Annotated in this window: 18 protein-coding genes; 3 read left to right on the top strand and 15 right to left on the bottom strand. The window is 60.4% G+C overall.

The genetic code is table 11. The features are described 5' to 3' along the window. Nucleotides 1-99 precede the first annotated feature (99 nt). From FIV05_RS29695 to FIV05_RS29645, 11 genes are all read right to left on the bottom strand, one after another. A complete protein-coding gene (locus FIV05_RS29695) occupies nt 100-939 on the bottom strand; it encodes a fumarylacetoacetate hydrolase family protein (protein ID WP_152512385.1) in 840 nt (279 codons plus the stop codon). Nucleotides 940-975: 36 nt separating this feature from the next. Then, nucleotides 976-2,271 (bottom strand): L-fuconate dehydratase, encoded by a 1,296-nt coding sequence (locus FIV05_RS29690; RefSeq protein ID WP_152512386.1) that lies wholly within the window; start codon nt 2,269-2,271, stop codon nt 976-978. Nucleotides 2,272-2,294: 23 nt separating this feature from the next. Then, complete coding sequence (locus tag FIV05_RS29685; protein WP_152512387.1) at nt 2,295-3,029, bottom strand: SDR family oxidoreductase; 735 nt, start codon at nt 3,027-3,029, stop codon at nt 2,295-2,297. An 18-nt stretch (nt 3,030-3,047) separates the two neighbouring features. After that, nucleotides 3,048-3,500: a MaoC/PaaZ C-terminal domain-containing protein gene (locus FIV05_RS29680; RefSeq protein WP_152512388.1), complete on the bottom strand. Its 453-nt coding sequence runs from the start codon at nt 3,498-3,500 to the stop codon at nt 3,048-3,050. Between the two features lie 3 nt (nt 3,501-3,503). Then, the gene (locus tag FIV05_RS29675) at nt 3,504-4,577 is read right to left on the bottom strand and encodes a Gfo/Idh/MocA family oxidoreductase (RefSeq protein ID WP_152512389.1); all 1,074 of its coding nucleotides are present in this window, start codon (nt 4,575-4,577) and stop codon (nt 3,504-3,506) included. Then, a complete protein-coding gene (locus tag FIV05_RS29670; protein ID WP_152507921.1) occupies nt 4,570-4,899 on the bottom strand; it encodes an L-rhamnose mutarotase in 330 nt (109 codons plus the stop codon). The genes FIV05_RS29675 and FIV05_RS29670 overlap by 8 nt, the downstream gene beginning before the upstream one ends. Before the next feature lie 3 nt (nt 4,900-4,902). Then, a complete protein-coding gene (locus FIV05_RS29665; RefSeq protein WP_152512390.1) occupies nt 4,903-6,024 on the bottom strand; it encodes a mandelate racemase/muconate lactonizing enzyme family protein in 1,122 nt (373 codons plus the stop codon). Between the two features lie 4 nt (nt 6,025-6,028). Beyond that, a complete protein-coding gene (gene ugpC / locus FIV05_RS29660) occupies nt 6,029-7,126 on the bottom strand; it encodes a sn-glycerol-3-phosphate ABC transporter ATP-binding protein UgpC (RefSeq protein WP_152512391.1) in 1,098 nt (365 codons plus the stop codon). Between the two features lie 2 nt (nt 7,127-7,128). Beyond that, on the bottom strand, nt 7,129-7,995 hold the full coding sequence (locus FIV05_RS29655) for a carbohydrate ABC transporter permease (RefSeq protein WP_031269448.1): 867 nt from the start codon (nt 7,993-7,995) through the stop codon (nt 7,129-7,131). A 2-nt stretch (nt 7,996-7,997) separates the two neighbouring features. After that, entirely contained in the window at nt 7,998-8,894 is an 897-nt protein-coding gene (locus FIV05_RS29650) for a sugar ABC transporter permease (protein ID WP_152512392.1), read from the bottom strand. 108 nt (nt 8,895-9,002) lie between these two features. Continuing rightward, entirely contained in the window at nt 9,003-10,319 is a 1,317-nt protein-coding gene (locus FIV05_RS29645; RefSeq protein ID WP_152512393.1) for a sugar ABC transporter substrate-binding protein, read from the bottom strand. A gap of 176 nt (nt 10,320-10,495) precedes the next feature. Here FIV05_RS29645 and FIV05_RS29640 point away from each other — a divergent pair, with 176 nt between their 5' ends. Continuing rightward, nucleotides 10,496-11,278 (top strand): IclR family transcriptional regulator, encoded by a 783-nt coding sequence (locus FIV05_RS29640; RefSeq protein ID WP_152512394.1) that lies wholly within the window; start codon nt 10,496-10,498, stop codon nt 11,276-11,278. A 65-nt stretch (nt 11,279-11,343) separates the two neighbouring features. Then, nucleotides 11,344-12,180 (top strand): amidohydrolase, encoded by an 837-nt coding sequence (locus FIV05_RS29635; RefSeq protein ID WP_152512395.1) that lies wholly within the window; start codon nt 11,344-11,346, stop codon nt 12,178-12,180. Nucleotides 12,181-12,256: 76 nt separating this feature from the next. On the opposite strand, the gene FIV05_RS29630 is transcribed toward FIV05_RS29635, so the two are convergent. From FIV05_RS29630 to FIV05_RS29615, 4 genes are all read right to left on the bottom strand, one after another. Then, on the bottom strand, nt 12,257-13,393 hold the full coding sequence (locus tag FIV05_RS29630; RefSeq protein WP_173014033.1) for a carbohydrate ABC transporter substrate-binding protein: 1,137 nt from the start codon (nt 13,391-13,393) through the stop codon (nt 12,257-12,259). Continuing rightward, a complete protein-coding gene (locus FIV05_RS29625) occupies nt 13,390-14,550 on the bottom strand; it encodes a CaiB/BaiF CoA-transferase family protein (RefSeq protein ID WP_075283467.1) in 1,161 nt (386 codons plus the stop codon). The genes FIV05_RS29630 and FIV05_RS29625 overlap by 4 nt, the downstream gene beginning before the upstream one ends. A gap of 6 nt (nt 14,551-14,556) precedes the next feature. Further along, the gene (locus FIV05_RS29620) at nt 14,557-15,123 is read right to left on the bottom strand and encodes a MaoC family dehydratase (protein WP_152512396.1); all 567 of its coding nucleotides are present in this window, start codon (nt 15,121-15,123) and stop codon (nt 14,557-14,559) included. Nucleotides 15,124-15,623: 500 nt separating this feature from the next. Continuing rightward, nucleotides 15,624-16,082 (bottom strand): MarR family transcriptional regulator, encoded by a 459-nt coding sequence (locus tag FIV05_RS29615; protein WP_152512397.1) that lies wholly within the window; start codon nt 16,080-16,082, stop codon nt 15,624-15,626. A gap of 120 nt (nt 16,083-16,202) precedes the next feature. On the opposite strand from FIV05_RS29615, the gene FIV05_RS29610 reads away from it, so the two are divergent. After that, a complete protein-coding gene (locus FIV05_RS29610; RefSeq protein ID WP_152512398.1) occupies nt 16,203-17,135 on the top strand; it encodes a PDR/VanB family oxidoreductase in 933 nt (310 codons plus the stop codon). Nucleotides 17,136-17,150 lie beyond the last annotated feature (15 nt).

The raw sequence follows: 17,150 nt of genomic DNA, 5'->3' as shown, positions 1-17,150 counted from the left end.
GGGAGACGAGAGTTGTCGAGGGTCTGCAGGTCTCAGCCGATTTGCCTGTATGGGGTCAGCCAAGGCCTGTTTCGCTTCATTCGAACTGGAGAGACGGCGTTAAGCCTTGCCCACGTTTTGCCGCTGGACGCCAAGTCCTTCAATGCCCAGCTCGATCACCTCTCCACCCTTCAGATAGATTGGCGGTTTCTGTCCCATGCCGACGCCCGGAGGTGTGCCGGTGGAAATAATGTCGCCCGGCTGCAGGCTCATGAACCGGCTGACATAGCTGACCAGATGGGCGACACCGAAGACCATGGTCTCCGTCGACCCGTCCTGATAGCGCTTGCCGTCAACTTCCAGCCACATCTTCAGGTTCTGCGGATCGGAAACCTCGTCCCGGGTCACCAGCCAGGGCCCTGTCGGGCCGAAGGTGTCGCAGCCCTTGCCCTTGTCCCAGGTGCCACCGCGTTCGATCTGGAATTCGCGTTCGGAAACATCGTTGATGACGCAATATCCCGCGACGTGGTCAAGGGCTTCGGCTTCCTCGATGTAGCTGCCACCCTTGCCGATCACGACACCAAGTTCGACTTCCCAGTCGGTCTTGACCGACCCGCGCGGGATCTTCACGTCGTCATTGGGTCCGCAGATCGCGCTTGTCGCCTTCAGGAAGATCACCGGTTCCTTGGGCACTTCCGCACCGGTTTCGGCGGCATGGTCGGAATAGTTGAGGCCGATGCAGATGAACTTGCCGACGTGGCCAACGCAGGGACCGATACGGCCTTCCTCGAGCAACGGCAGGGTGGCCGGATCGACGGAAGCAATTTTCGCCAGCCCGTCCGGCGTCAGCGTGTCGCCGGCAATGTCGGAAACGAGAGCGGAGAGATCCCGCGGCCGGTTATCACGGTCCAGAATGGCGGGCTTTTCCCGTCCGGCGTCTCCAATACGGAGAAGTTTCATGGGGTTATCCTCGGTTTTGATGTGTGGCTTGTGACATCAGGCGGCGTCTGCGCCACCGTCTCGAAAGATGTGCTGTTCGATGGAGGCCGGTTTCATCTCCACGGAAAAACCCGGCATGTGCGGCGGCATATAGGCGGCATTTCGGATGGTGCAGGGATCGACGAAATGTTCGTGGAGATGATCGACATATTCGATCACGCGTCCTTCCTTGGTTCCGGAAACCGCAACGAAGTCGATCATCGACAGATGCTGCACATACTCGCAAAGACCGACGCCGCCGGCATGCGGCCAGACGGGCGTGCCGAATTTGGCCGCCATCAGCAGAACGCTGAGAACCTCGTTGAGACCGCCCATCCGGCAGGCGTCGATCTGCACGATGTCGATGGCACCGCCTGCGATCATCTGCTTGAAGACGATCCGGTTCTGGCACATTTCACCGGTTGCCACCTTCACCGGTGCCACCGCTTCGCGGATCGCGCGATGGCCGGCGATGTCATCCGGGCTGGTTGGTTCTTCGATGAAGTAGGGTTTGGCGAACGCGAGTTGCTGTACCCAGTCGATGGCCTGTCCGACGTCCCACACCTGGTTGGCATCGATCATGAGGAACCGGTCGGGCCCGAGCTCCTCCCGGGCGATCCTCAGCCGGCGGATGTCATCGGCGAGATCGCGTCCGACCTTCAGCTTCACATGGGTGTAGCCTGCCTCGACCGCTTCCCGGCACAGCCGGCGCAGCTTGTCGTCGGGATAGCCGAGCCAGCCCGCCGAGGTGGTGTAACAGGGATAACCGTGTGCTTCGAGCTGCGCGATCCGTTCCGCCTTGCCCGGTTCCGCCGCTTTCAGGATGGCAAGTGCCTCTTCCGGCGTGATCGCATCGGTCAGATAGCGGAAATCAATGATGGAAACGATCTCTTCCGGACTCATGTCCGCGACAAGACGCCAGACCGGTTTGCCGGCCTGTTTGGCCAAGAGGTCCCAGACGGCATTGACGACGGCGCCGGTGGCGAGATGCATTGCACCCTTGTCCGGTCCGATCCAGCGAAGCTGGCTGTCCGAGGTCACGTGACGCCAGAAGCGGCCGGGATTTTCGGAGATCCAGGCAAGATCAAGCCCGGTCACCAGATGGCGCATGGCCTCGATTGCGGCAACACAGATGTCATTCCCGCGCCCGATGGTGAAGGTCAGGCCATGGCCTTCAAGGCCGTCCTCGTCGGTTTGAAGGACAACATAGGCCGCGGAATAGTCCGGATCGGGGTTCATGGCGTCCGACCCGTCGAGGGTTTCGGACGTCGGAAAGCGGAGATCGTACGTCTTCAGACCGGTGATTGTCGTCACGGGTTCACGTCCTCAATGAAATGTCAGATGGTCCAGCCGCCGTCGATGGCATAGGCCTGTCCGGTGGTATAGGTCGCGTTGGCAAGATGAACCGCGAGATCTGCGATCTCTTCCGGCGTACCGATCCTGCCGATCGGCTGGCGCGCGATGAAGGCGGCCCGGGCGGCTTCATAGTCGCCCTGGGCGCGCAAACGGTCCTGCAGCGAAGGGCTTTCCACCGTGCCCGGGCAGATCGCGTTGCAACGGATGTTCTGCGCCACAAAATCGGCGGCAACCGCCTTGGTCAGGCCGATCACGGCCGCTTTCGTGGTGGTGTAGATGAAGCGGTTCGGCACGCCTTTCATGGAACTTGCGACCGATGCCATGTTGATGATGGCGCCGCCTCCCCGTTCCAGCATTGCCGGCAGCACCGCCCGAATGGTGCGGATCATGGAGCGTACGTTGAGGTCGACCGCAAAGTCGAAGTCCTCGTCTTTCATTTCAAGGATCGAGCCTGCATGAACGAAACCCGCCCCGTTGAAGAGGACGTCCACCGGGCCGGTTTCGGCAACGACGGTCTGGACGTCCGTATCCTTCAAAACGTCGAGGCGACGGGTTTCGATCCCCGCAGATCCTTCGAGTTCCGATAGGGCGGTTTCGTTGATGTCCGTTGCCACGACCTTTGCGCCTCTGGCAGCAAAGGCGAGCGCAGTCGCGCGTCCGATCCCCTGTCCCGCGGCTGTCACCAGAACGGTCTTGTCCTTCACCCAGTCTGTCATGTCGGCTCCATCTGCCCCTTAGGCGGGCTTGTTCTTTCGTTCAACGATGTGGATGTGATCGGCGACGAGAACCACTTCGTCGCTTTGATTGAGAACTTCCGTCCGCTCGACCACGCGGCCGAATGCCGGGCGTTTCGGATCATCGTCCTTGGCAACGATGGTCACGCGCGAACGGATGGTGTCTCCGATGAAAACCGGCTTCACGAAGCGCATCCGGTCGTAGCCATAGGAGAAGGCAACCGGGTTGATGACGCTGGCGGTCAGGCCGACGCCGATGGCGAACACCATGGTGCCATGGGCAATCCGCTGACCGAAGGGCTGGGTCTTCATGAACTCCGCGTCCATGTGATGCGGAAAGAAGTCTCCGGTATGGCCTGCGTGGACCACGAAGTCGGTTTCGGTAATCGTGCGGCCATAGGTGATGCGCTCATAGCCGAGCTCATAGTCTTCGAAATAGGTCGTTTGTTCCATGACTTATGGTCTTTGTGCGAGTGGAGTTGCAGGGGACGCGGAGGAGGCATAGGCCGCTTCCACCAGGGCCATCGTGTTCCAGGCGTCTTCGACCGAACTCACGAGCTCGGCGTCCTGGCCGGACGCAAAGCGCTGGAGATTTGCCATGCGGCCGACAAATGCGTCCGGGAACCAGGCCCCTTTCAGGGGGACGGGGATCCACTCGTCTCCACCCCTGGGGCGGATCTCCAGGATGTCCGGTTCGCCGTGCGGATAGTCGAGATTGACGCCGAGCTGCAGATAGGCAGCGCCTTCCGTGCCACACACACGGAACTCGCAAGCCTGGTGCCGGCGGCCGAACTTGTGATCGTGATTGATGGAGAGCGCACAACGCACCTTGTTTCCGTAGTCGAGGATGGCACTGGTGCGGGTCTGGGCCATTTCATGGGACGGATGGCCGAGCGATTTCGCGTGCACGCCTTTCGGGTCGCCAAGCACCTGTCGGATCAGGTCGAGATAATGGATCGAATGCATGGTGATCTCGATCCGGGGCAGTCCTTTCAAGAAGGCCCAGAGTTCCCAGGGCGTGGCGAGAGCAAGCCAGGCATCGAAATCGACAACTTCTCCAAGCCAGCCCTTGGCGATGGCGTCCTTGAGGGCGAGCATCATCGGTGCGAAGCGGAGCTGGAAGTTGACGGCGGCGATCAGCTTGCGGTCGCGGCAGATCCTGAGAATATCCGTTGCCTGGTCCAGGTCGCTGCCCATGGGCTTCTGGATCAGCACTGCGGCCCCTTCCGGTAGCAGGCCGAGGACATCGGCATGCACCTGGGGCGGGGTGGCAAGGTCGAAGACCGCGCCCGGCACACTGGCTGCTTCCTCTGCGCTGGCAAAGGCCTTGATGCCCCATTGATCCGCCAGAGCCTGCGCTTTGCCGGCATCCGGGTCATAAAGTCCCGCAATCGGAAAGCCGGCTTTCCTGTAAGCGGGGAAATGGGCATCACCGACGATGGAGCCTGCGCCGAAAGTCACGATGGGGCGTGGATTGGCGGGCCGTGGCCAGTCCTGGGAAAGGCTGGCCGGATCGAAAGCTTCAGTCATGATGGAAGACCTCTTCCATCATCGCCCACCACTCGCCGTCCTTTCGGGTGTCGAGCGGCTTCTGGCAAGGCATGCAGACGTCCCACCATTCCTGCGTTTTCGGATCGGCGGCCATCTTCGCCGCGTCGGCCTCAAAGTCCGTGCCATGATATTCCCAGTAGCCGAAGAGCAGATTTTCCGGCTCCTTCAGGAAGATGGAATAATTGCGGATGTTGCATTTGGAGATCATGTCGAGGATCTCCGGCCAGACCGCAGCGTGCAGCCGCTTGTATTCGGCGACTTTCTCCGGCTCGAGACCGATCACCATGCCCATGCGCTGCATGACCTACGCCTCCTGCCGGGTGATTGTGCTGGTGAATTCGGGAATGCTCTTTCCGCGCACCGCGTCCCAGTCCCAATTGATGCCGATGCCCGGTTCGACTGGTGCGAGCGCATGGCCGTTTTCAATTGTCATGCGGCTATTGGTCAATTCGTCGAGCTGCGGAATGTATTCGACGTATTTTCCGTTCTGCACGGCACAGGTCAGGCTGACGTGCAGCTCCATCAGGAAGTGCGGACAGATCGGCATGTCGAAGGCTTCTGCAGCATGGGCAACCTTCAGCCAGGGGGTGATGCCGCCGATCCGTCCGGCATCGACCTGCACCACAGAGCACGCTCCGGCCTGCATGTATTCCCGGAAATGCCGGATCGAATAGAGCGACTCGCCGACAGCGACCGGCGTCGACGTTCTCTGCGAAAGACGCACATGGCCACCGATGTCGTCGGCGGGTAGCGGTTCCTCGAGCCAGGCAAGGTCCAGGTCCCGCAGGCGGTCGGCGCGTCGGATGGCTTCATCGACGGTGAAGCCCTGATTGCAGTCGGTCATGATCTCATAACCGTCACCGACGGCGGCACGCACGGCGGCAAGCCGCTCGTAGTCCTCGGAGACATGCGGGCGGCCGATCTTTACCTTCGATCCGGTAAAGCCCTTTGCCTTGGCCGCAAGAGCATCTTCGACCAGGGCTTCGGTTTCGATATGCAGCCAGCCGCCTTCGGTCGTATAGAGCGGGCAGCGGTCCTTGGCTCCACCCGCCAGTTTCCAGAGCGGCAGCCCCATCTTGCGCGCGCGCAGGTCCCAGAGGGCCGTGTCGATGGCAGCAAGAGCAATGGAGGAAATGGCGCCGATCGTGGTGGCGTGGGTGAAGAACTCCAGTTCGTGCCAGATGCCCTCGATCATGTCTGCGTCACGACCGATCAGAACCGGGGCGAGATGGTCCGCAAGAAGCCGCATCACCGACGATCCACCGGTGCCGATCGTATAGCTGTAGCCTGTGCCCGTCGCACCGTCCGCATCGGTGATCGTGACGATCGGTGTTTCCTGGCTGACGAAACTCTGGATCGCATCGGTTCGCTTGACCTTCGGAACGAGGTCGACCATGCGCAGTTCGACTTTTTCAATCCGTGCCATGCGTTCAGCTCCTCAAGGTCTGTTCGGTGGCGGCATCGAAGAGATGTGCCTGGCTGAGGTCGAAACTGAGATCGATCTTGTCACCGGTGTGCAGTGCCTTCGGGTTGAGCATGCGCGCAATCCAATCCTCACCTGCGAACTCCGCAAAGACCAGCGTCTCGTTGCCGAGCGGTTCGGTGATCGAGACAGGCACCTGCGTCGTGTGCACGTCATGCGCCTCGCCGGAATGCAGGCCATGTCCTGCCGGATACAAATCGTCCGGTCTCAGGCCGAACACGACTTTCTGGCCAACGCTGACCGCGTTCCGGAATTGCATCGGCAGCGGCAGGCTGGCGCCATTTGCGAAGGCGAGCTTGCCATCGTCGATGACCGCTTCGCGCAGGTTCATGGTCGGCGAACCGATGAACCCGGCGACAAAGCGCGTCCGTGGTCGCTGGAAGACTTCCTCCGGCGTGCCGACCTGTTCGATATGGCCGTCGCGCATGATCACGATCCGGTCGGACAGGGTCATGGCTTCCACCTGGTCGTGGGTCACGTAGATGACCGTCGACTGGACCTTGGAATGCAGTTTCTTGATCTCCGTGCGCATCTGCATGCGCAGCTTGGCATCAAGGTTGGAAAGCGGTTCGTCGAACAGGAACACATCCGGATTGCGCACGATGGCACGGCCCATGGCAACACGCTGGCGCTGGCCGCCGGAAAGTTGGGACGGCCGTCGTTCCAGAAGGGCCTCGAGGCTGAGCGTGCGCGCTGCTTCCGCGACCGCCGTATCGATCTCCGCCTGGGACTTTCCGGCGATCTTGAGCGAAAATCCCATGTTCTCTGCAACCGTCATATGCGGGTAGAGCGCATAGGACTGGAAGACCATGGAGATGTTGCGCTGGCGCGGCGGCAGGTCATTGACCACCCGGTCGCCGATGTGGATTTCGCCACCCGAGATGTCCTCCAGCCCGGCGATCATGCGAAGCGAGGTCGACTTGCCACAGCCGGACGGGCCGACCAGCGCGATGAACTCCCGGTCCTTGACCTCAAGGTTGATGGAATGAACCACCTCCAGTTGCCCGTATTTCTTGACCAGGTTTTTCAAAGAGACGGTAGCCATGTCTATCCCTTCACTGCGCCGGAGGTGAGGCCGGAGACGAGGTGTTTTTGTACGATGAATGTCAGGGTGAGTGCCGGAATGATCATGACCACTGCCAGCGCGCACATGCCCCGCCAGTCGATGGTGAATTCGGCGGTGTAATCCAGCAGACCGACCGGCAGCGTCTTGGAATTGGTCGACCGGGTGAGCTGGGATGCCAGCGCGAATTCGTTCCAGGAAATCAGGAAGGCGAAGATACCGGCGGAGGCGATGCCCGAACGCGCCAGCGGAAATTCAACCTGCCAGAAGGCTTGCCACCGGGTGCAGCCGTCGATCTGGGCCGCTTCCGCAAGATCCCGGGGGACCTGGCGGAAGAAACCGTCGATCAGCCAGACCGTGAAAGGCACGTTGAGTGCCACATAGGCAAGGATCAGTCCGAAGTGAGTGTCGATGATGCCGATCTTGGCATAGACGAAGAACAGCGGCAGTGACAGCGCGATGCCAGGCACGGTCCGCGTGAGCATGAAGCCAAGGAAAATTGCCGACTTGCCGCGGAACCGGTAACGCGCAAACGCGTAACCACCAGCCATGCCGACCGCCAGGGCAATCACGGTCGAGGTGACCGAGATGATCAGTGAATTGCGGAAATACTCCAGCACCGGAATGCCGCCCTGGCCAACGCCGGAGAACATTGCCACATAGGCGTCGAACGACAACTCACGGGGGATCCAGACCGGCGGTTTGGCCATGATCTCGACTGTCGGGCGGAGCGAGGAAAGAACGATCCAGACCCCCGGCAGACAGATGATCGTCATGGCGAGGAACAGTCCGATCAGGTGGCCGGCCTTCAGGAAACGGCCCTTGAGGCGATGTGCGGTATTCTCGTCCATGATCACCACTCCGCGCCGATCTGCTGGCGGGCCTTTGCGAGTTGCCGGAAGAACAGCGCCGTGAACAGGATTGAAAGTAGAATGGCGATGTAGGCCATGGCGTTGGCCAGCCCCATGCGCGCGTCGGAATAGGCGGTGCGGGCAATCATCGTCCAGAGGATCTCGGTGCGCCCGGCAGGACCGCCATCGGTCATGATCTTGACGATGTCATAGGCGCGCGCGATGTCGAGCGAGCGGATGGTCATGGCGATATAGGCAAAGGGCATGATGAACGGCCAAGTCACAAAGCGGAAGCTCTGCCACGAGGTGCAACCGTCCACCTTGGCCGCTTCCAGCGGCTCGCGCGGCATGGCCATCAGGCCCGCCAGAATGAAGATCGCGAAGACCGCAGTGGACGACCAGATTTCCGCAATCAGGATGGAAATGAAGGCAAGCTGTCCGTCGATCAGCCAGGGAATGGCGATATCCGTGAGCCCGAGCGATTGCAGCGCGTTGTTCACGACGCCGATGTTGTCGTTGAACATGAACTTGAACTGGAAGCCGACCAGAACCGGCGAAAACATCATGGGAAACATCATGATGGTGCGCAGGATCCGCTGTCCGCGTGTGGCCTTTTCAACAAGCAGCGCCAGGCCCAGGCCGAGCAGCATTTCCAGGTTGAGCGCGAAGGTCAGCAGCAGCACCGTGCGGCCGAAGGCGACCCAGAAATCCATGTCCGTCAGAAGCCGCACGTAGTTGCGGAAGCCGATGAACGTATAGATCGTGTCCGGCCGGGTCAGGCGGAACGGCGTGAAACTTGAATACAGTGACAACAGGAGTGGCACGACCACAACTGCCGCCAGGACGATAAACGCCGGCAGCAGCAGAAGCACATGCGGCGCGGGCTTCCAGCCTCTCATTCTATCCTCATATCGTTTTACGAAAGGAGCTAGCCGACCCGCGAATGTCGCGCGCGGGAAACCCGGCGGGATCAGGCGCGGCAGGGCCGCGCCTGTCCTTGAGCGAGCTTAGAGCTCTCCGGCATCCTGCAGGATTTCGGTGGCCTCGGCCGCTGCATCGTCAAGCGCCTGCTGGGGCGTCTTGTCGCCGAGAATGGCAGCCTGCAGCTGCGGATAGACCGCGTTGGAGATCTCGATCCAGGACGGAGACTGAGGAACCGGGTAAGCGCCTTTGGCGGCTTCCTGGAAGGCCTGCAGAACTTCCTTGCGGAACGGGTCGTCGGAGGCTTCCGCGATCACCCAGTCCCAGACGGCGTCGCGCGTCGGCAACGGTCCGCCAGCTGCTTCCTGCTTCTGGCTGTCCTCGTTGGTCAGGAACCAGACGAGGGAAGCTGCGGCTTCCTTGTTCTCGCAGTTTTCGGTGACGGAGAAACCGTGATGTCCCGACCATCCGGTCCGGGCACCCGAGGAGCCCTTGGGCGGTGCAACGACACCAACATCGCCGGCCACCTTGGAAGCACCGGGGTCGTTGAAGAAGCCGGCCCAGCCCGGCCAGTCCAGGTTGATGGCAACCGTGCCGGAGGCAAAGCCCTGGCCGAGGTCGTCCCAGAGGTAGTTGGTCGTACCGGCGGGAACGGCTTTCGCTTTGTAGAGATCCACGAACCAGTTGAGCGCACGCACGCCGGCTTCCGAATTGAACGCAGGCTTGCCATCGGCATCCAGGTATTCGCCACCTTCCGCGCGCAGCATTTCATAGAAACGGCCGTTGATGGCCTCTTCCTTGCCGGCAAATTGTGTGCCGTAGAAGTCCGGCGGATTGGCGAAGAACTCGGCCTGATCGGTCACCTGCTGCCAGGTGTCCGGCGGCGTCAGGTCGTAGCCGTATTTTTCCTTGAACTTCGCCTTGTTGTCTTCGTCCGCATAAAGGCTCTTCTGGTAGTAGAGCGCGGACACGTCGAACTGGGCGCGCGGCAGCATCACCAGCTTGCCGTCAAGCGTCGAGGCGGAGATGTTGGCATCGACGAAAGCGTCGATTTCGTCCTTCGGCAGCAGTGCTGCAAGGTCGGTGTAGATGCCCGGATACTGGGGCGCGAAGGATGAGTGGTTCGAACCCACACACCAGTTCAACGCACCCACGGCGATGTCCGACTTGATCTCCTTGTCGAGGTCGAAGTGGTTCTTCTTGGAGATGACGTTGACCTTGGCCCCCGTCGCCGCCTCCCATTCGCCGATGCGCGCATAGAGCTTTTCGTACTGCTGGCCACCGATCAGCTTGGCATCGATCGTGACCCCGTCAAACTTGCCCGGCAGATCCTGCGCGAGCGCAGAGCCAACGGCAAAAAGAGCGATAACGCCGGCGGACGCGCCGGCCAGTAGATTTTTCATGAGCCTCCTCCCGAGACTTTCAAAGAAGGCGGGTGTCCGCCCAAACAACTCACTAATGAGTGGTTCATTTATATACAAACATGCTCTTCATTTATGGTCAAGCTGCTCCGGCGCATTCTTGTTTGTTTTTCGAGAAGGGTGTGCGTATATGAATATTGCACTTCACGGAGAAAAGTATGGAACAGGAAGAGGATCGATACCGGGCACCCGCCCTCGACAAGGGGCTCGATATTCTTGAACTTCTTGCAGGCATTGACGGCGGATTGACCCAGGCGGAGATCGCCAAGCATCTCGGCCGCAGCCCCAACGAATTCTACCGCATGCTGGACCGGTTGGTGCGTCGGGGTTACGTCACAAGGATCGACGGTGACCGCTACTCGCTGACGCTCAAGCTCTTCGGTCTGGCGCAGTCCCATGCGCCGGTCCGCCGTCTTGTTTCCTTTGCAACGCCCTTCATGCGAGACCTTGCGGAAAAGACGCTCCAGGCAAACCAGCTCTCCGTCTTCGACCGTGGATCGGTCGTCGTCGTCGCGCAGCAGGAGGCACCGAGCTACTGGGGGATCTCAATCCGCGTCGGCTCGAATATTTCGCTCTACGACACCGGATCCGGTCACGTTCTTCTGGCCTTCAGGCCGCAAGAGGAACGCCTGATGATGATCAACGAATATTCCCGTAGCACCGAACATCCGACCGTCGAGAAGGAGTTCTTCGACCGGCTCGACCAGATTTCGGAACGCGGCTACGAAATGATGCCGAGCCTCCAGACTGCCGGTGTCTACAACCTGTCCGCTCCGATCCTGAGCCCGGACGGACGGGCCATTGCGGCGCTGACTGTTCCTTTCATCACGCTGGTGAACACCCCGCAAGCGCCCGACATCACCGGGACGCTGGAACTTCTGACCAGAACCGCGCGGCAACTGTCGGAACTGACCGGAACGGACGGTAAAGCAGTCGAATAAATTCTTATTTGAATAATCTATTTTCCTGTGGAAGGATTGCCCGGCTATTTGCGAGGAGGAGCAGCATGATCGTCGACACCCATCTTCATGTCATAGACCGGTCGGCTCTGGACTATCCCTGGCTGGCGGGTGTCGAACCGCTCAATCGGGACTGGACATACGAGACCTATGCCCGTGACGCGCGGCGCGCAGGAATTTCGACCACGTTTCACATGGAGGTCGATGTCGCTGAACCCCTCATCGAAGCTGAGACAGGATATGTCGGCACTCTGGCAAACCAGCCGGACAGCCTCATCAAGGGGGCAATTGCGTCTTGCCGTCCCGAGGAGGAAAGCTTTGCAGCCTATCTGGAGCGGCAGCAGGCAAATGAGCTTGTGAAGGGTTTCCGGCGTGTGTTGCACGTCATGCCGGACGAGTTGTCCGATCAGCCCTTATTCCGGGAAAACCTGAAGCGCCTTGGCGGTACGCGCTTCACCTTCGACCTCTGCGTCCTGCCCCGCCAGCTTGAGCGGGCAATGGAGCTTGTCGATCTGGCTCCCGACGTCACCTTCATACTGGACCATTGCGGTGTACCGGATATCGCCGCCGACGAACGCCAGCCCTGGCAGGAGCGGGTTACGGAACTCGCGAAACGCCCCAATGTCTGCGCCAAGATCTCCGGGATCGTAGCCTATGCCGATCCTGAAAGCTGGATTGCCGAAACCCTGCGCCCCTGGGCCGAGCATACCATTCAGGCATTCGGCTGGGACCGTGTTGTCTGGGGCAGTGACTGGCCGGTCTGCACGCTTGGTGGCGGCTTGCTGGCATGGGTTGCTGCGACCCACGCCTTGCTGGAAGGCGTCAGCGAGGATGAACGTACAAAGCTGCTGTCCGGGAACGCAAAACGTATCTGGCAGCTTTGATCAACTGAACCGCGCCCCCAATGTGATTGGAGGCGCGTTTGGACGGTTATCCGCAGACGCATTGTCTTGGAAGGGCTTACTCAAAACTCCCGGCGAAAAGCGCATTGATGTCGCCGATGACGGATTGCGCTGTCTCACCACCTTGCAGGCCCAGGTTCAGCCGTTCTGAAGCCGCTGCCTGAAATGCCATGTAGCCCTTGTGGCGCGGACGGACCCAGGCGTTGTCCAGGGTCCGGCGGGTGTTGCGGTAAAAGTCGTTTGTCACATCATTGACGGTCTCGTCAGACCAGCCGTCCGCATGACCAGGCTGGCCACCGGCAGCTGCAAAAGGCCCGCGCTGCACTGATCCGCTTGCGATCCAGAGAGCGAAGTCCGCAGCCTTCGAGACATGGTTCGAAAACGCGGAAACGGCAATGCCGGTGCCGCCAAGTGCGGAGCCCATCGGGCCGTTGTCGCCTGCAGCAGGGATATCGGCAAAGGAGAGGCGTTTCGGCCGGAAGCCTTCGATACCGTAGTTGACGTAGCCGTAGATCAGGGGAACACAGGCAATCGGGCTGTCCGTCTTGCACATCTCCTCAAAGACCGCGATCGGGTCCATGCCATAGCACCGGTCAGGAACGTGCCGCATCAGGCGCGAGATCAGCTCATAGACCGGTGCGCCGTTCTCAATCGAAATAAGCTCGCCCGGTCCTGTCGTCGCGCAGGGTGTTCCAAGGTTTGCCGACAGGGTGAAGAAGGTCATCAGCGAATGGGGCGGGCGCATCGGGATCAGCACCTTGCCCGCTTCCGCCAGTTCAAGGACTTCGTCGAAGCGTGTGGGTGCCGCGCCGACGAGGTCTGACCGATAGGCCTGGATCTGCGCGGCGGCGTCGATCGGATAGGCCCACTGGTGACCCTCCCAGAAATAGCTTTCATAAGAACCGCCGACACTGCCATTGGCGACGGCCTGCCGGTTTTGCGGATCCCCGTGTCTGTCGAGTGGAGCGAGACAGTTCTGCGTGGTGATTTCGCCTACGTGCGGATGGTCGATGACGATCAGGTCATACTGGCGCGCGAGATCTTCAACCGGGTAGGACTCGAAGTCCTGAAGCGAGCGCTTGTCCCAGTCGATCCCGACGCCTGTCTGCTCTTCCCAGAGCTTCGAGCAGGCAACCATGGGCTCGTAGCCGCGCGGGTGGCTCCAGGTCATGCCTTTCAGGCGAACGGCGCTCACAGGCCGAACTCCTTCTCGATCGCGGCCGTGTGTTCGCCGACGCGCGGTGCAGCCCGGGCGATTTTCGGACGGGCGCCGTTCACTCTCAACGGGGAGCGGGTTGTCAGGATCGAGACATTGTCTTCACGCTCGACGCGCTGCAGCAGGTCCAGCCCGTTGAACCCTTCGCTTTCCAGCAGGCTGTCCCAGTCGAGCACCGGCGCACACCAGATGTCGGCGGGTTCGAAAACGGACATCCAGTCGTCGACCGTTCGTTCGGCAATCGCGCCTGCGATCAGCTTCTTGATCGTCTCGCGCTCGGAAAACCAGACCGCCGGATCACCGCAATAAGGCTCGAGAGCTTCCAGTTCCATCAGGTCACGCAGTTTCGGGATCGGCGTCATGGCAACCGCAATGTACCCGTCCTTTGCCTCATACACGCCGTAAGGCGCGGAGAGATAGGCATGGGCGTTGCGGAAACCGGATCGTTTCGGCATGCGCCTCCCGTCGTTGAGATAAGTGGTCAGAACCTCGAACTGGAAATCGACCAGAGCTTCGAGAAGGCTGGTCTGGACATGGCTGCCCTTGCCGGTAACACCGCGTCGCACGAGGCCTGCAAGAAGGCCTTGCGCCAGGGCAGCCCCTGCGAACATGTCGCCGACGGCAAGCCCCATCGGTACCGGGCCGTCACCATCGTTACCGCTGAGCCACATGAGGCCCGAGCGGGCCTGGGCAAGCAGGTCCTGCCCTGGGCGGGCAACCCATGGGCCGTCTTCCCCGTAACCGCTGATTGAGCCGTAGACCAGACCCGGATTGATCGCCCGCACGGTCTCGTAGTCGAGGCCCAGCCGTTCGATCACGCCCGGCCGGAAATTCTGGACCAGCACGTCGGCCTTGGCGATCAGGCGCTTGAGACGGTCTATGTCCTCCGGCTTCTTCAGGTCGACTGCAAGACTTTCCTTGCCGCGGTTGATGGCGTGAAAGATGGTCGAATCCCCGCCGATTTCCGTGTCGCTCAGATAGAGGCTGCGCGACAGGTCTCCGGAGCCTGGCCGTTCGATCTTGATAACGCGCGCGCCAAGATCCTGCAGGCGCAAGGTGGCATAGGGACCGGAGAGAAACTGGCTCATGTCGAGCACGGTGATTCCGGCGAGCGGTAGTTCTGAAGTGGAGTTCATGTCGGTTCAGGCCCGGTTTTCAGGTTCTGTCCGGTCCGCGTGGGCGGCCGGGTTGCGGTATTTCACGGTTTGCAGATGCTCGCAGTAGAGGACGAGTTCCCCTGCCCCCTTGAAGACTTCGTAGGACGCCCGAACGAGGCCCATCTCTTCGTATTTCGGCTTCTTGTCGAGGTTTGTCCGGACCGTATAGATCGTGTCGCCGATGAAGACCGGTTTGATGAAGCGCAGCTTGTCGTAGCCATAGGAAAACGCGTTGACGCAGTTCGTGGCAACAAGGCCGAGGCCTGCGGAAAAGACGAACGCTCCGGCAACCAGTCTCCTGCCGAAGACCCCTTCCGTTTCTGCGAACATCTGGTCCTGCACATAAGGGTGAATGTCGACGACCAGCGTGTTGAAGAGGTGGCTTTCGCCTTCAGCGATCGTCCGACGCAGGGAGCGTATGCAATGCCCCGGCTGCCAGTCTTCGTAATACCAGTTTTCCGAATTCCAGACCGGGATGGCCGCATGCGCCGCCGGCATATCCTTCGACAGCGTGCTGTCGATCCCGACCGTCGGTGCGAATGACGTTTCCATGGCTCCTCCCAATTTCTTATGTGAATACTATATTCACATATGATTTTTAGAAGCAAGAGCTCTGTTCTTCCCGGTGTATGACTGGAAGGCGCTAGCGCAGGCCTCGCAGGCAACAACCCAACAGCAAGGAAGTCGCAGCGAGCTGGGTGTGCCGATCCATTCAGGGAATTGTTCGGGTGCGTGCGGGGCTCGTCGGGAATGGAACCGGAAGCGCGGCATCTGTCGTTCGGGCCGAGCGGGCAGCTGGCCATCAACACATGGAAAAATCGGTCTGGTGTTCCACTGCAGCAAACGGCAACCGGAACTGCAGTGCGCGCAGAGCCGGGCGATTGCGGTGGGTTAATTGGGCAATGGGGAGAATGACCGCCGGGCAAGTCGGCTTGAGCGGCTATTGGCGGCAAGGCGCCGGCGAGGCTGAAGAAGACATACCGCGAGGCTGCCTGCGATCCTGATGTGCCTTGCCGTCGTCCGTCACAACAAGAGCAACCAGCGCCAGACGCCTATTCGTTTGCGCTGTTCCAGCTGTTGAGAGATGCCAGGAGCCGTTCCAGGGAGGGCTTGATCCGGTCCGCATCCGATTGGTTCAAGGCAGACAGCAGGGTTCTTTCGTGTTCCCTTGCCTCTTCGACCACTTCGGAGCTCAGCTTCTGCCCGGCGTCGGTCAGGTGAACGCGGACGCGGCGGCCGTCACCCTTGTCGCTCCTGCGCACGACCAGTCCACGCTTTTCCATCTGATCGACAATACGCGTCATTCTGGATTGCTCCAGAAGGGAGTATTTCGCCAGCTGCGTGATCATCAGTCCGTCCTGATCGTAAAGGCAGGCAAGAACCCGCCATTCCGGAACGCGCAGGCCCAATTCGCGCACACGGAGGTGAAACTGGTGGCTTGCCGCTTCGCTTGATGCTGCCAGCAGGTACAGCAGGTAAGAAGAAACGAATTTTTCCGGCGTCAGGGTCAACACCCCCTCCAACTATGCACCTGTTTTCAAAGTGTCATTTATCCCGGACAGATCGGGAAAAAAAGAGGCTTGACTCATTTTATATGAAATTTCATATTTTTTACAGGAGGAGGCATTGCGGTGAAACTTGTTCTTGAAGGTGTAGAACCGGAAACCGATCAGATTCGCGTTTTCAGGTTTCGGGCGGAAGCAGGCGGGTCATTGCCGGGCTATGAGCCCGGTGCGCATGTCAAATTCGATCTCGGTCCTCTGGGCGAACGGGAGTACTCCCTGATCGACTGGCCGGAGACTGATGACCTCTATACGGTCGCGGTTCAGCGGGAGGAGAGCGGCCAGGGGGGCTCCAAGGCCATGCATGCCTTGAGCGCAGGCCAATCGATCTCCGTCAGCGAACCGAAGAACGACTTCCCGCTTGCCGAAGATGTTCCGCACGTCCTGCTTCTGGCCGGCGGCATCGGCATCACGCCGCTGATTTCGATGGCGACCCAGCTGAAATCGAAAGACCGGTCTTTCGAGCTGCATTATTCTGCCCGCTCGGCTGCGCGGATGGGTTTCGCCGGCAAGCTGAAGAACGCTTTCGGTGACAGTGCCCGTTTTTACTTTGACGACACGGACCCGCTCGATCTGGCCGCACTGATGAAGGCCCAGCCTTCCGGAACGCATCTTTATATCTGCGGCCCGAAGGGAATGATCGATGCCGCACGCGCTGCCGCGATCGCAGCCGGACTGGCGGAAGAGGCCATTCATGTTGAACTCTTCACCGCCCCAGAGGCGCAGTCCGGCGATGCGGCATTCGAGGTGGAGGTACACAGCACGGGACAGGTAGTGACTGTCGCCCCGGACCAGACCATCATCCAGGCACTGGAAGATGCCGGCCTCGACGTCATGTATGACTGTCAGCGCGGCGACTGCGGCATCTGCCAGACGGATGTGATCAGCGGTACGCCCGATCATCGCGACGTCGTGCTGTCGGATGCCGAAAAGGCATCGGGAAAGGTCATGCAGATTTGTGTCAGCCGCGCGAAGTCCGCGCGACTTGTCCTCGATCTTTAGGGTTTCGCATTCCAG

Origin of the sequence: Labrenzia sp. THAF191a (genome assembly GCF_009363335.1) — a bacterium.
GTDB classification, from domain to species: domain Bacteria; phylum Pseudomonadota; class Alphaproteobacteria; order Rhizobiales; family Stappiaceae; genus Roseibium; species Roseibium algicola.
This window is presented reverse-complemented; position numbering and strand designations above follow the sequence as displayed.

Excerpts from the sequence above, each read along its gene's own strand:
- FIV05_RS29695 (WP_152512385.1), bottom strand. The coding sequence starts at position 939 with ATGAAACTTCTCCGTATTGGAGACGCCGGACGGGAAAAGCCCGCCATT.
- FIV05_RS29685 (WP_152512387.1), bottom strand. The coding sequence starts at position 3,029 with ATGACAGACTGGGTGAAGGACAAGACCGTTCTGGTGACAGCCGCGGGA.
- FIV05_RS29680 (WP_152512388.1), bottom strand. The coding sequence starts at position 3,500 with ATGGAACAAACGACCTATTTCGAAGACTATGAGCTCGGCTATGAGCGC.
- FIV05_RS29675 (WP_152512389.1), bottom strand. The coding sequence starts at position 4,577 with ATGACTGAAGCTTTCGATCCGGCCAGCCTTTCCCAGGACTGGCCACGG.
- FIV05_RS29670 (WP_152507921.1), bottom strand. The coding sequence starts at position 4,899 with ATGCAGCGCATGGGCATGGTGATCGGTCTCGAGCCGGAGAAAGTCGCC.
- FIV05_RS29665 (WP_152512390.1), bottom strand. The coding sequence starts at position 6,024 with ATGGCACGGATTGAAAAAGTCGAACTGCGCATGGTCGACCTCGTTCCG.
- ugpC (WP_152512391.1), bottom strand. The coding sequence starts at position 7,126 with ATGGCTACCGTCTCTTTGAAAAACCTGGTCAAGAAATACGGGCAACTG.
- FIV05_RS29655 (WP_031269448.1), bottom strand. The coding sequence starts at position 7,995 with ATGGACGAGAATACCGCACATCGCCTCAAGGGCCGTTTCCTGAAGGCC.
- FIV05_RS29650 (WP_152512392.1), bottom strand. The coding sequence starts at position 8,894 with ATGAGAGGCTGGAAGCCCGCGCCGCATGTGCTTCTGCTGCTGCCGGCG.
- FIV05_RS29645 (WP_152512393.1), bottom strand. The coding sequence starts at position 10,319 with ATGAAAAATCTACTGGCCGGCGCGTCCGCCGGCGTTATCGCTCTTTTT.
- FIV05_RS29640 (WP_152512394.1), top strand. The coding sequence starts at position 10,496 with ATGGAACAGGAAGAGGATCGATACCGGGCACCCGCCCTCGACAAGGGG.
- FIV05_RS29635 (WP_152512395.1), top strand. The coding sequence starts at position 11,344 with ATGATCGTCGACACCCATCTTCATGTCATAGACCGGTCGGCTCTGGAC.
- FIV05_RS29625 (WP_075283467.1), bottom strand. The coding sequence starts at position 14,550 with ATGAACTCCACTTCAGAACTACCGCTCGCCGGAATCACCGTGCTCGAC.
- FIV05_RS29620 (WP_152512396.1), bottom strand. The coding sequence starts at position 15,123 with ATGGAAACGTCATTCGCACCGACGGTCGGGATCGACAGCACGCTGTCG.